The organism is Chloroflexota bacterium (assembly GCA_014360825.1).
Lineage (GTDB): Bacteria > Chloroflexota > Anaerolineae > UBA2200 > JACIWT01 > JACIWT01.
In genome coordinates, this window is sequence record JACIWT010000001.1 from 109115 (window position 1) to 123839 (window position 14725).

Sequence of the window (14725 nt, forward strand, 5' to 3'; positions counted from 1 at the left end):
CATGGTTAAATGTCAACATGCCCTCTCCATCGATGTGGAGGATTGGTATCATCCCGAACTTATTCGTCCACATGCTGTAGAGGAGCGCGACTCTATCGTTGTTGAGGCGACGCAAATAATATTGAAACTTTTAGAACGGCACGATGTGCGGGCCACATTCTTCGTTGTCGGTGAAGTGGCAGCCAGGCACCCCGATCTGGTGCGCGAGATTCATACTGCCGGGCATGAAGTCGCGTGCCATGGGATGTCGCATAGACCACTGTGGGATCTAACGCCGGAGGACCTGCGCGCGGAATTGGAAGCGTTTGCGAGTATAGTGACCCCACTTGTTGGAGAGGGCTCTGTCGTAGGGTTTCGTGCCCCGACCTTCTCGCTGGATAACCGTACGGCCTGGGCGATAGATGTGCTGCGAGAGTTCGCCTACCAATATGATTCCAGTGTATTCCCCGTTCGAACTCCATTATATGGGGTGCAAGACTGCCCGTCAGGGCCCTATTACCCTTCATCGGATGATGTGACGAAAGCAGACCAAGCAGGGGGTTTCGTTGAGTTTCCGTTGCCTGTGTTTCGTTGGGCGTGGCTGAAGATACCCGTGGGGGGCGGGTTCTACCTCCGTGCCATGCCCTTCAGGGTGCTGGTGCAACTGTTACGAGCGATAGAAAAGAGGGCACCCTTTGTATTGTATGTTCACCCATGGGAGATGTATGAAGAGGTACCGCGAGTAACCTTGACACCTCTCTCCCAGTTAGTCTCGTATTACAACATCAGGGGTGCGTTAGCCAAGTTAGAAGGCCTATTGCGGGTTTTCGCTTTCGCACCAATCAGGGAGGTATTGGCCGGTTATCTACCTCGGCGAGGGATGACCACATGAGTGAGAACCGGCGTTTTACCATCCTTGTTTTCGTGATCTACGCGGCATTGGCGCTTTTCTGGTTGTTGTTCGGGCGGGTCAACCAGGATGAGGGCTGGTATTTGTACGCGAGCAAACTGGTGTATCGAGGCCAGGTGCCTTATCGCGATTTTTCGTACACCCAGATGCCGCTTCTGCCCTATGTCTATGGCCTGGTTCAGATGCCGTTTGGGGGTAGCCTGTTGATAGGGCGGCTTACATCTATCGCCTGTGGATTGCTTGCCTTGGGCCTGACGATGGCTGCGGCCCGGCGCTTGAATGGCGACCAGGCAGGGTGGGCAGCGGGGGCATTGGTCTGTACCAATTCCTTCACCATCTATTACTTCACATTAGTGAAGACCTACGCATTGACAGGCCTGCTTTTGGTGGCGATGGCCTATGCTCTTGCCCGCTGGCCTCGTTCATGGCAGGGGTACGCCCTGGCATTAGCGGCGACGACAGCAGCGGTGGGGGTGCGTCTCTCGGTGGCCCCAGCGCTGATCTGTGTGATTGCCTATGTGCTGTGGCAGAATCGCCAGTGCGTTCGCCGCCTGCTGCAGTGGACACTTTTGGCTATAGCCTCTGCAATTCTGCTCGTTGTGCCCTATCTTCTATATAGCGACGTTTTTATATTCAACGTAATGGGGCATCACTTGGGCAAGTACAATCTGGAAGGGAGCACGCTGGGCGTGGCCCTGCGTATCTTCGTTGAGAAGGCATATATTCTCTCCGAAGTAGTAAAGCAGTATTTCCTGGTGTACACCCTTATTGTGGCTAGTGTAGCGCTGGGTTGGCAACATAGCCTGCGCCAGTGGTGGCAAAGGAACGCTGTGGTGGCCCTTCTGTTGGTCGTGTACACTCTGGTCTTTGTGGCCAACTTTGTCCCCGGAGTGGCCCAGGATGAGTATCAGACGTCCCTCTTACCCATCGCTGCAATAGTCGCTGGTACAGGCTGGGAGCAATTCGTACGCGAACTTAGCGCACGGAGGCGACGTGATGCTTGGGCTTTGCTGTTGGCGGGATGTGCTCTGGCGCCCATCGCCTTTGGGCTGGGCCGAGGGACCTTTTCGCCGTTCACGGTGCAGGGCAAGACATTGCCATTGGCGCAGGTGGCGGCGGCAGGCCGGTTTGTAAACGAGCATACTGCACCTGACAGTAGGGTCTTAACGCTGGACACGTATGTGGCCATCGAGGCAAAGCGCGATGTGATACCGGGTCTGGAGATGTCCATTTTCTCCTTGTATCCCCAGATCTCGACGGATCAGGCTCGCCGATTGCGAGTGATGAATGCGGAGATACTATTGGCTGCGTTGGAGAGCGGACAGGCAAAAGCAGTGGTCGCCTCTGAAACGGCGTTGGGCATAATTGCTGGTGCAGAGCATCAGGATATACAAGGCTTTTCCAGCTATTCGATAGAGGGGAGTCGTTTCTACGCGGCACTGAAGGAGCGTTACACGTTGGCCCGTGAGATACCATATTTCGGCCAGTTTGGAGACACCCTTTGCATCTACCTCCCTCGAGAATGATATGGAACTCAGCATTCTTATCCCGGCATTGAACGAGGAGAAAAACATTGCCCGACTCATCCTGCGAGTGCGTGAGCAGGTGAGCAGACTTGTGCCAGAACACGAGATCATCGTGGTAGATGGGCACTCACAAGACCATACATGCGAGTTGGCACAGAGAGCAGGAGCGATCGTGGTGGAGCAGGATGCGCCTGGCTATGGTGGTGCTCTCAGGGAAGGTTTCGACCTTGCGAGTGGTAATTATATTCTGACCTTGGACGCGGACTTTTCCCATAGCCCGGATTTCATTGCCACCCTATGGGCGGTCCGCGAACGTGCAGAGGTGGTCATTGCTTCCCGGTATGTAGAAGGGGGAAGCGCTGAGATGCCCTTCTACCGGCGGGTATTTAGCGTGTTGCTGAACTTCTTCTTCGGGCGAGCACTTGCTCTGCCGGTACGGGATGTATCCAGTGGTTTCCGACTTTATAACGCCCGGGCAGTGCGCAGTCTAGAATTGAAGAGCGAGGACTTTGATATTCTCGAGGAGATCCTGATAGAGTGTCTCGCGCGTGGGATGACGGTGAAGGAAGTGCCCTTCCATTTTGTGCCAAGGGGGGAGGGCAGATCCCATGTTAAGTTGCTGAGGCTCGGCCTTGCATGTTGCAAGACGTTCACGCGTATGTGGAAGTTGCGCAACTCTATCGACAGCGCAGATTACGACGCAAGGGCTTTCGACAGCCTCATTCCACTACAGCGCTACTGGCAACGGAAACGCCACCGTATCATTACCGGTTGGGCTGAGGGGTACCAACACTGCCTGGACGTGGGATGTGGATCGAGTTGCATTCTGCGGGACCTGGGAGGACTTGCGATAGGTCTGGACATCCAGCATAACAAGCTGCGCTATGCGCGCCGTTATGGTCGGCCTCTCATTCATGCCTCTGTCTTCGCGCTGCCATTCGTAGACCAGAGTTTTGACTGCGTGATCTGTTCAGAGGTAATTGAACATATCCCTCGGGATGAATGCCTCTTTAGCGAATTGGCTAGGGTGCTGAAAGGAAACGGGAGGTTGATTTTGGGCACTCCAGACTATGGGCGTTGGCAGTGGCGACTCATTGAGTGGTTTTATGCCCGCCTGGCCCCTGGCGGATACGCTGACGAGCATGTCACTCACTATAGGCGGAACGAATTGATTGCTATTCTACGTGGGCTTAGATTTCAACTTGAGCAAACGGCGTACGTGCTCGGCTCAGAGTTGATATTGGCTTTCACAAAGCGCGATCAAGGGAAAGAGTTGTGATTTCAGTGGTAATCCCCGTGCATAACGGGGCTGAAACTATAGGCGAGTGCTTGGAAGCCATCGGGCGATCGGATTATCGTGACTATGAAGTCGTAGTAGTAGATGATGCTTCCACTGACAATACCGCTGAAGTCGCTGCCCGGTACCCTTGTCAGTTGGTGCGGCTCGAACGCAACGTGGGGGCAGCCACTGCCAAGAATATCGGGGCGCGCAAGGCTCGGGGCGATATCATCCTCTTTACTGACGATGATATCTTGCTCCAACCAGATACTCTACGCCTTGTGGCAGAAGATTTCAGCGATCCACGGTGTGATGGGGTAGTGGGCCTATTAAGCAAGGATTTGAGATATCCGGACTTTCCTGCTCAATTCAAGAACCTGTGGATGCACTATACATACATTCGTTTAGCAAACACATCAGAGGCTGGACAAAATGTCGGGGTTTTCTATACTAGTCTGGCAGCCATTCGTCGGGAGGCATTTGAAGCGTTAGGTGGCTTCGATGAGCATTACTGCGGGGCCAGTGTAACGGAAGACATAGAATTTGGCCAGCGCCTGATGACGGCGGGTTACCGTATTTTCGTGGATCGGCGGTTAACAGTGGAGCACCTGAAACGCTATACACTGTTGGGCCTCCTTCGTGAAGATCTCCAGCGCGCCAGCGGATTGATGAAGACCTGGTTGCGAAAAAGACTAGGCAATACTGGCCAACGGTATTATGCCTCGGTGCCCTGGTTCTTTGCCCTGGCTGTGCCGTTATCCTACGGCATTCTCCTCTTTGCATTTTTTGGCCTGCTCTCGGCCCACAAGGTGTGGTGGGCGCTGGCCGGGGCCTGCTGGTTAGGCGCGCTGATTTGTAACGCCCCGTTCCTGGGCGCACTCTACCAGGCGCGTGGGTTACACTTTCTGGTGAAGAGTTGTCTTTTCTTACCACTAGACCTGTTGGTTTCTGGGATGGGAATTGTGCTCGCTATCCTCGATTTCATGCGCGGCAAACGATACTGAGAGATGTTTATGATCGCTTTCGCGAGAGAAAGAGCCAATTGCATTAAGATACCTGCACTGCTCATTCTGGCGGGCGTGCTCTTGTTCACATCCTTTTATCGCCTGGATGCCTGGCCTGCGACATGGCAAGATGAAGGCATCATCCTCCAGGCCGCTTGGAACTTAGCGGAGCGGGGTGTTTATGGCCTGCGTTCGTCTGAGGGCATGCGGCCCTTTGATCCGGCGTTGACCACCGGGCCAACCGTAGTGGTGCCTGTTACCTTGGCTTTTAGATTGTTCGGGATCGGTCTCATCCCAGGGCGGGCGGTGATGGGTTTATATCTCATATGGACGGTCATCGCTATCTACGCTTTGATGCAGCACTTGTATGATTGGCAAGTGGCTTTGCTGGCTGCCTTTATGGTGCTGGCCTGCTACACTTACGATGCGAATCTCGTGCAGCGTGGGCGTTATGTGCTCGGTGAGGTACCAGGGTTATGTTTTATCTTATGGGGAGCGTACTTCTGGGTAAAGGCACTGTGGGGGACGAGATGCCGTGATGTCGCATTAAGCGGGCTGTTCTTCGGCTTGGCGATTTTGACAAAGGAAATTTATATCCTGGTCATGCCAGCGCTCGTGGGATTGTGGTTGCTGGATTCGGCATACTATAAACAGCGACGGCATGCTGTATTCCTTTGGTCCCTCGTGTTAGCCATCATGCCCTATGCGGGCTGGGTTGTTCTGCGACGCGTCTTGATGGATCCGGAGGCTTTTGCTGCGGCGATGGAGGTGACGCACGATGCGGCGTTCATCACCGTGGCCATGCCCAAATTAAGTTGGATGTTGAATAGCCTCAAATTCCTGATGCAATCCACTTTCTTCGAATGGTGGTTGCCGGGGCTCATTTACGTGTTTGGAGCAAGCCTGGCGCAACGTGATAGGAATGTCGAGCGGCTGTTCTTGCCTGTCTTTGCCTTAGTGTGGCTAGCGTGGTATCTCTTTGTGTCCAGTGGTTGGTATCGTTATGCGTTCGGTTTGTTGGCAGTGACTCCAGTCTTCGCCGCAGTGCTCTTACGCGACCTGACCAATGCACTTGAGACTTGGTGGAGGACACACAGTGTACCTACATCTTGGTTAGCGCGGGGCAGTGCGGGCTTAGCGTTAGCGTTTTTGGTTTTCTTCCCACTGCGTAACCGCATCCATACCGTTGCTACAGCCAGTGAGATGGACACACAAGCCCTGGCATCGTATATTGTGGCGAATATCGTGCCGGGGGAACTCATTGAGTCCTGCGAGTGGGAGGTGGATATCTTTGCCCGGGATCATCTCTTCCACCACCCATCTCCACAAGCCATGCGCGATTTCCGAATGGCCAATCTAGGTCGCAACCCGGCGAAAGCATACGACTTCCAACGGTACAGTCCATCTTATTTGATCGATGGGCACTATTCCAAGATGTTAGGGGTTTACTCGCAGGAATTCTTGGAGGAACATTGCATACTGCTCACCTCGGTGGGTCGCTATGATCTCTATCGCATCGAGCCGTCTGAAGGCTCTATGCTGAGGAAGTGAACGGAACCCGTTGCACAAATTACGGATTGGAGGATAGAGGATGCGGAAAGCGAGAGATGTTTTCTCGATTGGGGGTATTGCGGAGGACGCCTACATAGGGGATAATGTGGAAATCGGAAAAGGTGTCTCCATTGGCAGCGGCGCTATTATCCATGATCACGTGTGTATCGGCGATGGCTGCATCATTGGCCCCCATGTCGTTTTGGGTGAGCCATTGGAGGCTCAGTATACTCAAGAAGGCTACGAGAACCCGCCCACAATTATTGGTGATGGCGCCATCATCCGTTCTGGCACGGTCATTTACGCCGGGACGACTATTGGCCCCGGCTTCCGCAGCGGACATCAGGCTCTTATCCGCGAGTTTTGCACTTTCGGTGAAGGGTGCAGCGTAGGAACCGCTTCGCAAGTCAGCGAGTACGTGACTTTTGGTGATCATAGCCGCTTTCACAGTATGGCCTTCTTAGGAGCATATACGACGATTGGCAATTTTGTCTCTGGATATCCCTACGTTATCACTTTAGGCTCTGTACACCCTCCTTGTCCAGATTGCTGGGAAGCACCTGTCATTGAGGACTTTGTGGTGCTGAGTACCCACGCCATAATCTATCCACGGGTACGAGTCGGCAAAAATGCAGTCATTTCTGCGGGAGCTGTGGTTACCCGCGACGTGGCTCCGGGTACGCTCGTGGTAGGTATGCCAGGTCGGGGCATACGCCGCGTGGAAGATATTCGCTGTGAGAAAGGGATTTATGAACGGGCGTATCCGTGGCAGGAGAATTTCGTGGGCGGCAATTACCCGTGGGAACGCAAAAAAACCAAAGGCGCTGGCGGTATCGGACGACGTTAAGGGGTGCGGAGATGAGTCGGATTGCAGAAGATGCTTGGATAGGGGACAATGTGGAGATCGGTGAGGGTGTCATCATTGGCCCAGGGGCAGTGATTCATGACAATGTGCGCATAGGTGATTACACAGTAGTCGGGGCCTATGTGACATTAGGCGAACCACTCGCCGCTTTTTACAGTGACCCGAACTACCGGAACCCTCCGACTATCATCGGCCCCCATTCTGTTTTTCGAACAGGAGCGCGGCTCTATGCCGGGAACACAGTGGGAGCGTACTTCGAAGCCGGGCAGTATGCTACTATGCGGGAATACTGCACTTTCGGTGACTATTGTCGGTTCGATGCTTTCGCCCAGACTGACCCTTACGTGACGGCGGGGAATTACTGTCATCTGCATTACAAGGTCATCATTGCTTCGTTCAACCTGCTGGAAGACTATGTGGTTTTTTACCCCTACTCAGCAGCGGCGGATTCGATTCACCCACCGTGTGGAGAGTGTCGACAAGGCTCTCACATCGAGAAATATGTGGTGGTTGGAGCCCACGCCTTGATTTTTCCCGGCCTGCGCATTGGCGAGGGAGCGGTGATCTGCCATGGGGCGATGGTGAACAAGAGCGTGCCACCAGGTAGAGTGGTCTCAGGTATACCAGCGAAAGATGTGGGGGCAGCAAGGGCACTGGAATGTGACCGGGATATCTATGCCCGCGCTTACCCGTGGCGGATGAACTTGCCGGATTTCCGGCCATAACAGTGATGGGAAGTGATGTAAAGTGCTTGGGTTTGGTCTATGAGTACAGGACCTATGCTGCGGCAACCGCCAAATAAACCGTTGGAACGTTTTAGTGCACTACGCCTGTGGATGCCGGGGCTCATCATAGCGATCGGAGCGCTTGCATTGCGCCTGTGGTACGTGCTGTTTCGCCCGCAGGTGCAGCCTGTGTGGGATGCGGCACTCTACGATGCGACGGCCATGCGCATCGCAGCCATAATCCGCGGCAGTAGCATCACACGAGAAACGTTGGTGGAATTAGATGCAGTGTGGCTGAAAGGACCAATTCACCCGCTCGTCCTGGGATTGGTTTACGCTCTCTTTGGCCATAGTTACACCATCGTGCGCCTCCTACAGGCTCTGCTCGACGCCGGAACATGCTTGGTGCTCTACGCTCTAGGATGTCGGCTGTATGGCAGAAGGGGGGCCGTTTTCGGTGCTTCCCTGGCTGCGATTTACACCCCCTTTGTGCTTGTCACGGGCACGATCATTCAGGAACCGCTTACCTTTTTTCTGCTTGCGGTTGCCGTTTATCTTTTGGTGCGCGCGAGCGAGAGCACGCAGGTGTGGGATTTCCTATGGGCCGGGGTGGCATTGGGTCTCGTGGTGCTCTCGCGCGTAGCGTTGCAGTTCCTGTTCATTGTCTTCTTGCCGGTGGTTGTGTTGGTGTTGTGGCGTAAGGTTACTGCTTTCTGGCGGCATGTGCTGGCTTTTTCGTTGGGCTTGGTGATCCTGTTAGGTCCGTGGATGTTTCTCACTCAGGCTGTGCAAGGCCGGGTCTCCCTCAGTGGCGGTTATGGCTATGGGTTGGTCTTCTATCGCGGACTTTATCTACCGGATGAATGGTGGATTGCCGACGTTATCCCACAGAGCACACAACTGAAGCAGGTGATGGCTGTGCGTGGTCACGTTGAGCCCACGGACGCAGACTATTGGTCGGCTTATTTCTTGACAGTGCAGCAAAATCCGCTACACGCTTTATCGGTGATGGTTGGGCGACTTTACTACTACTGGCAATACCCATTCAATCTCTTCGCCCAGCATGTTGTCATGCCCCGGGGGGTGGATATAGCGATTCACCAATTCGTTGTGATAATGGGCGTATTAGGGGCGTTTTTGGGCTTGGGGGCGCGGCGAGAGCCCCTCTTTCTCATTAGTGTGGTGGTCTATGTTTTAGTGACATTGATGGCTTTCCCACTGGAAATACGCATTGCTATGCCAGCCATGCCATTCTTGTGCGTGCTGGCGGGCGGCGCAGTGGACTTTGTGGTAGCATGCTTGGGCGATCTGTGGCGCGGGGACGTGGATTGTAGGAGACGATTTCTGGATGGTTTGGTTGTGGCGGTAATTGCGTTCGGGCTTTTCTCTTTTCTACCTGTGCCAATTCTCTTGCGTATTGCGCCTGGGCTGGGGCCGGTAGTCGCACGCGGATTGACCATCCTGTTGACAGTTTTTCTGGCTGCTACGTTGGCGCGATTAGGTTATCTTGTTCTGTGGACGCGGTTGCCGCGGCGTCGGGCCTTGTTCATTGCTGGCTTTGGAACGTGCGTGTTCTTAACCCTGTGGCTTTTACATGCACGTGTGGACGGCACGTGGCGGCGGTGGAGCGTGCGCTTGGTTGACAGCGAGGTGCGTTTGCGCCAGCAGATTGCTTTGCCCGAGGAGTTGGGTCCAGTGAAATGGGCGGCGGTTTTCGTGGACATGAATTCTGGGCCGGGACGAAATTATGGCTTAGGTCTGTGGCTAAACGGCAAAGTGCTGGCTTACTGGCCGAACGGTCTGCTCATTGAACAGAGCGGCCCACTGGGCGAGGATTTACAGTATCGCATCCTGTTGGAGCAACAGCGGCGGCTGCTGGAGGAAGTGCCACAGTGGGTAGTGATACCCGTTGAACCCACACGCCTGAAGAGGCTACGGAGTGTGGTGCTAGAACTAGGGTTGGGGCCGGCAGGCAATCCCCGCACCGACTACGTCGAGGTCTACGGCGATTACCGTCTGTGGGAGCCTGTGTTCAACGGCCCGTCCTTCAATGCCCTGGGTGTTACTGAGCGCACATCGTTCTATCGCTACGTGATAGACGGCGAGTATCGGCTGTGGGAAGCCGTTCCGTTTGCTACCGGCTGGCCGCGTAGCGAGTATGTTGTCTCGTCGGGCTCCTTTGTCGATGATTTGTCGCCTGTGGCGGGCCTGCAAACGGGCCAATATCGTATGTTTATTGTTGCCATGGGTGAGGATGACGTGATCAGGGTGTATTGAGGAGTAGGATGAGTGAGTCGATCTCCATAATCATACCGGCTTACAATGATGAAGGCACTGTAGCGGGTGTGGTGGGCGAGGCAGTGGATGTGGCTTCGCACCTGGTGTCAGATTATGAGATATTTGTTATCAACGATGGTAGCCGTGATGATACTGGCAAAGTATTGGAACAACTGAAGTTGACCACGCCCAATTTGCGAGTCGCGCACCACGAAGTGAATCGGGGGTTCGGCGCTACAATTCGCGAACTTTACCTGGGGGCATGTAAGGAATTCGTTTTCTCCTCACCGGGTGACGGACAAATACGCCCCGGCGAACTACGCAAGCTCTGGCCCTATCGCCATGATTACGATCTGATCATCGGCCAGAGGCAGATACGCAATGACCCATGGCAGCGACGTTTCCAATCTTTGGTGTATAATATGCTGATTCGTTTGCTCTACGGAGTCACCATCCGAGATGTGAATAGTGTCAAACTCTTTCGTCGTTCGTTTGTGGCTGGCATAATTCTGGAGTCCACGACGCCTTTCGTGGATGCGGAACTCTGCATCCGCGTGGCGAAACAAGGCGGTCGCCTGGGTGTCATACCAATCGAGCACAAGCCGCGTGAATACGGGCGCGGATCAGGGGGCAAATTCTCCGTTATCTGGGAGACTTTCCGTGATGCTATCATCATGTGGCCACGGCTACACTGACGGTGGGTTTCACCCTCCGTATTCAAGGGATGGAGAACTTTGAGTTTCACTAACTATCTGAAATATGGGAGTCGAATATTCTACAAAAGTGGGGCCACGCCTCTCTACTTCGTCTACTTTGTGACTGATTTTTGCAATGCTCGATGCAAACACTGCCTCCTGGCGGAGCATAATCCGGTGGCGAAGAGCGAAGAGTTGACTATTGATGAGATCGAGAAGGTCTCACGCAGTATGGATGACATGCTGTTCTTTACCCCCACTGGCGGCGAACCCTTTCTGCGACGAGACCTGGCGGAAATCGTGCGCATTTTCCACAAGAACAACCATGCCCTCAACGTTGGCATCCCTACTAACGGTAGTTTGACTACGCGAGTAGTAGAGACTACGAGAGAAATGTTGGATACGATGCCTGATATAGACCTGCACATAGATGTTTCCATTGATGGCATCGGCGAAAAACACGATCAAATCCGCAATTTTCCCGGCCTTTTCGAACGCGCTATACGTACCTATAAAGAGTTGCGCGATCTGGAACGACACTACCACAACTTTAGTACCTGCGTGGAGATCACTGTTTCCTCCTTTAACCAAGACGAGTTACTCGAACTGTATGAGTACCTCAAACGGCAGGTAGGTGTGAATACTGTGTTCACATTGCTCACTCGAGGTGCACCGCGGGATCCCATCGCCAAGGAATTTGATATCCGGCGCTACGAAGAACTGCACGAAGCATTGGAGCGTGACAATAAGGCACTGATCCTCAGTGGCTATTACAAGATGCCCTTTTCAGATGTGCTGAACGCCTATCGCATTGTGCGCCCGCGGATTATTGCCAAAACCGTCCGCGAGCGACGTTTTCAGATACCATGTTATGCTGGGTCTCTGGGCGGGGCCATGTTTAGCAAGGGCCAAGTACTGCCATGCGAGTTACACATTGACATGGAACTCGGCAACGTCCGCGATTACAATTACGATTTCAGGGCGATTTGGCACAGCCCGCAGGCTGATCAGGCAAGGCGCTGGATACGCGACAACAAATGTTTTTGCACTTACGAGTGTTTCCTGACGATTAACATTCTGTTCAATCCGTTGGTTTTGCCAAGCGTTTTTCGCGAGTGGCTAGCGCTTAAGGCTTTTAAGTTGTCTCGACGACTGCAGCCGTCTTCTGTGCAGACCCCTGCACCCTCGACCGCGCGAGAGTGAGGAGATATCAACTATGTATAAGAATCACACTGTATCAGTGGTGCTCCCATGCTATAACGAGGAAGAGGGCGTGCGGGCGGTGTTGTCGGATATGCCATCTGTGGTGGATGAGGTCATTGTTGTGGACAATAACAGTACCGATCGCACGGCAGAGGTGGCTCGGTCGTTGGGTGCACGGGTGATTGAGGAGAAGCGACAGGGCTATGGCGCGGCATACAAAGCAGGGTTTCGGGCCGCAACAGGCGATATCATTGTGACGATGGATGGCGATGGTACCTATCCGCGCAATTTCATCCCTGTGCTCTTGGATGTGATGTTTGCAGAGGATATTGATTTCATCACCTGTGACCGTACCGGTCACAAGATTGGTCAGAAGGGGTTCACACTCCGAGTATTGGGCAATTCGATCCTCAACTTTTTCCTGGCCCTGCTGTTTTTCGTGCGGCTCCGCGATTCACAATCGGGGATGTGGGTCTTTCGGCGGGAGATACTCTCGCTACTCACACTCACAAGCGATGGGATGCCTTTCTCGGAAGAAATCAAGGTGGAGGCATTCACCCATCCTCAGGTAAGGGCGGAGGAGTTGCCAATTTACTACGTCTCGCGCGTGGGTGACAGCAAGTTAAATATGTGGCGCGATGGGTTTAACAACCTCTTCTTCCTATTCAAAAAACGCTGGGAGAGATGGTTCCATGACCGTCGCCCCATTCTTTTCCCGGAAGAGGCAGGCCATTCACAAGAGCATGTGCAAGGAAGTGGAGGGCAATAGTGGAAGACTACGAACGAGCATACATCGGTAAAAGGGTATTGATCACTGGGGGTCTAGGTTTTATTGGCAGCAATCTGGCTATTCGACTGGTCAACATTGGCGCGTTGGTCACTGTTGTGGACTCGCTGATACCGGAGTACGGGGGCAACTTGTACAACATAGCTCCGGTGCGCGATCGGGTGGAGGTCAACATCGCGGATGTGCGTGATGTAAGCAGCATGAACTATCTGGTGCGCTGCCGTGATTACATCTTCAATTTGGCTGGTCAGGTAAGCCACTTAGACAGCATGATAGACCCATATACAGACCTAGAGATCAATTGTCGCGCCCAACTTTCCTTCTTGGAGGCTTGTCGCCATAATAACCCAGACGTGAAGGTGATCTTCGCCAGCACACGTCAAATTTATGGCGTGCCAGATTACCTGCCCGTGGATGAGAGACACCTGCTGCATCCCACGGATGTAAACGGCATCAATAAAATGGCAGGCGAATGGTACCACATTTTGTACAATAACGTCTACGGTGTGCGGACTGTATCACTACGACTGACCAACACCTATGGCCCGCGGTTGCTGATGAAGCATTACCGCCAAGGGTTCGTCGCCAAATTCATCCGGTTCGCCATTGAGAATCGATGCATCGAAATATTCGGCGACGGGCGACAGAGGCGCGACTTCAACTATGTGGACGACGCGGTAGATGCCTTGCTATGCGCCGGGGCCACAGATGCTACAAACGGGCAGATTTATAATTTGGGGAGCACACCACCCTACAGCCTGATCGAATTTGTTGAAATCCTGCGGGAGGTCTGTGGCGAGTTGGGTATCGAGAGGCCCTCGTACAGGCTGGTGCCATTTCCGCCCGACCAGAAGCGCATTGACATTGGTGATTACTTTGCCGACTACAGTAAAATCCACAAAGAATTAGGTTGGGAACCCAAGGTGGATTTAAGGGAAGGGTTGCGGCGTACGGTTCAGTACTATCTGGAACATAAGGAGCATTACTGGGAGGTCGAGCCGGTCAAAGTACCATGCGAGTTGGTGGTGGGGAGGAGCGAGGGGGAGGAGAAATGACCGAGAAGCAGCGCGATCGGGTTATCGTAGTTATGCCTGCCTACAACGCCGCCAAAACGCTGGAACGCACTTACAACGACATCCCAGCAGGTGTGGTGGACAAGGTTATCTTGGTGGATGATGTGAGCCAAGATGAAACGGTAGAGATTGCCCAGCGGTTGGGCCTGAAGGTCATCATCCACATTCAGAACAAAGGCTACGGGGGCAATCAGAAAACCTGTTATATTGAAGCCCTGAAAGATGGCGCTGACATCGTGGTTATGTTGCATCCCGACTACCAGTACGATTCTACCCTCGTGCCCGAACTTATCCGGCCCATTCAGGAGGGCCGAGCTGATATGGTGTTGGGTTCGCGGCTGTTGGGCGGAGGTACTCTGGCTGGTGGAATGCCCATCTGGAAGTATATATCAAACCGCTTCCTGACCATTGTGGAGAACCTGGTTTTGGGGCAGCATCTATCCGAATGTCATACTGGCTTTCGTGCCTATAGTCGCCGGATGCTTGAAACGATTCCCTTCTTGCTCAACAGCGATGACTTCGTCTTTGATACTGAAGTCATTGCTCAGGCGGCGGCATTTGGATTTGCTATCGGTGAGATCGCTGTGCCCACCCGCTACTTTCCCGAGGCGTCTTCGGTGAATTTCGTGAATAGCGTCATCTACGGCACTAAGACGTTACTCACGATGCTCAAGTACCTGTTGACAAAGTGGGGCATCAAGAAGTATCCGCAGTTTACCAAGCGTTTGCCGGAGATTATCAGCCGCTACCACCGCGGCGAGATATTGCGGGGGGACGCACGAGGACAGCCGGCCAAGGGGGCTTAAAACAGGTACTCCCCGCCGAAAGGTGCGGGGAGTACGTTTATTGGA

13 protein-coding genes are annotated in these 14725 nt (G+C 53.6%); all 13 read left to right on the top strand.

Features of this window, described 5'->3' with window-relative positions:
- Position 1 precedes the first annotated feature (1 nt).
- The 13 genes from H5T64_00490 to H5T64_00550 are packed head-to-tail and all read left to right on the top strand — an operon-like array spanning position 2 to position 14680.
- Positions 2 to 871, top strand: coding sequence for a polysaccharide deacetylase family protein (locus H5T64_00490; GenBank protein MBC7262817.1), 870 nt, complete (start codon positions 2 to 4; stop codon positions 869 to 871).
- The gene (locus H5T64_00495; GenBank protein ID MBC7262818.1) at positions 868 to 2415 is read left to right on the top strand and encodes a glycosyltransferase family 39 protein; all 1548 of its coding nucleotides are present in this window, start codon (positions 868 to 870) and stop codon (positions 2413 to 2415) included. The genes H5T64_00490 and H5T64_00495 overlap by 4 nt, the downstream gene beginning before the upstream one ends.
- A 1-nt stretch (position 2416) precedes the next feature.
- Positions 2417 to 3694, top strand: coding sequence for a glycosyltransferase (locus H5T64_00500; GenBank protein ID MBC7262819.1), 1278 nt, complete (start codon positions 2417 to 2419; stop codon positions 3692 to 3694).
- Complete coding sequence (locus tag H5T64_00505; protein MBC7262820.1) at positions 3691 to 4698, top strand: glycosyltransferase family 2 protein; 1008 nt, start codon at positions 3691 to 3693, stop codon at positions 4696 to 4698. The genes H5T64_00500 and H5T64_00505 overlap by 4 nt, the downstream gene beginning before the upstream one ends.
- A gap of 9 nt (positions 4699 to 4707) precedes the next feature.
- Positions 4708 to 6249: a glycosyltransferase family 39 protein gene (locus H5T64_00510; GenBank protein MBC7262821.1), complete on the top strand. Its 1542-nt coding sequence runs from the start codon at positions 4708 to 4710 to the stop codon at positions 6247 to 6249.
- Between the two features lie 40 nt (positions 6250 to 6289).
- Positions 6290 to 7096: a hypothetical protein gene (locus tag H5T64_00515; GenBank protein MBC7262822.1), complete on the top strand. Its 807-nt coding sequence runs from the start codon at positions 6290 to 6292 to the stop codon at positions 7094 to 7096.
- 11 nt (positions 7097 to 7107) lie between these two features.
- On the top strand, positions 7108 to 7839 hold the full coding sequence (locus tag H5T64_00520) for a hypothetical protein (protein ID MBC7262823.1): 732 nt from the start codon (positions 7108 to 7110) through the stop codon (positions 7837 to 7839).
- A gap of 54 nt (positions 7840 to 7893) precedes the next feature.
- Entirely contained in the window at positions 7894 to 10116 is a 2223-nt protein-coding gene (locus H5T64_00525) for a glycosyltransferase family 39 protein (GenBank protein MBC7262824.1), read from the top strand.
- 8 nt (positions 10117 to 10124) lie between these two features.
- Positions 10125 to 10811, top strand: coding sequence for a glycosyltransferase family 2 protein (locus tag H5T64_00530; protein MBC7262825.1), 687 nt, complete (start codon positions 10125 to 10127; stop codon positions 10809 to 10811).
- Between the two features lie 39 nt (positions 10812 to 10850).
- Entirely contained in the window at positions 10851 to 12014 is a 1164-nt protein-coding gene (locus tag H5T64_00535) for a radical SAM protein (protein MBC7262826.1), read from the top strand.
- A gap of 13 nt (positions 12015 to 12027) precedes the next feature.
- Entirely contained in the window at positions 12028 to 12783 is a 756-nt protein-coding gene (locus tag H5T64_00540) for a glycosyltransferase family 2 protein (protein MBC7262827.1), read from the top strand.
- A complete protein-coding gene (locus H5T64_00545) occupies positions 12783 to 13856 on the top strand; it encodes a GDP-mannose 4,6-dehydratase (protein MBC7262828.1) in 1074 nt (357 codons plus the stop codon). The genes H5T64_00540 and H5T64_00545 overlap by 1 nt, the downstream gene beginning before the upstream one ends.
- Positions 13853 to 14680 (top strand): glycosyltransferase family 2 protein, encoded by an 828-nt coding sequence (locus H5T64_00550; protein ID MBC7262829.1) that lies wholly within the window; start codon positions 13853 to 13855, stop codon positions 14678 to 14680. Before H5T64_00545 ends, H5T64_00550 begins: the two co-directional genes overlap by 4 nt.
- Positions 14681 to 14725 lie beyond the last annotated feature (45 nt).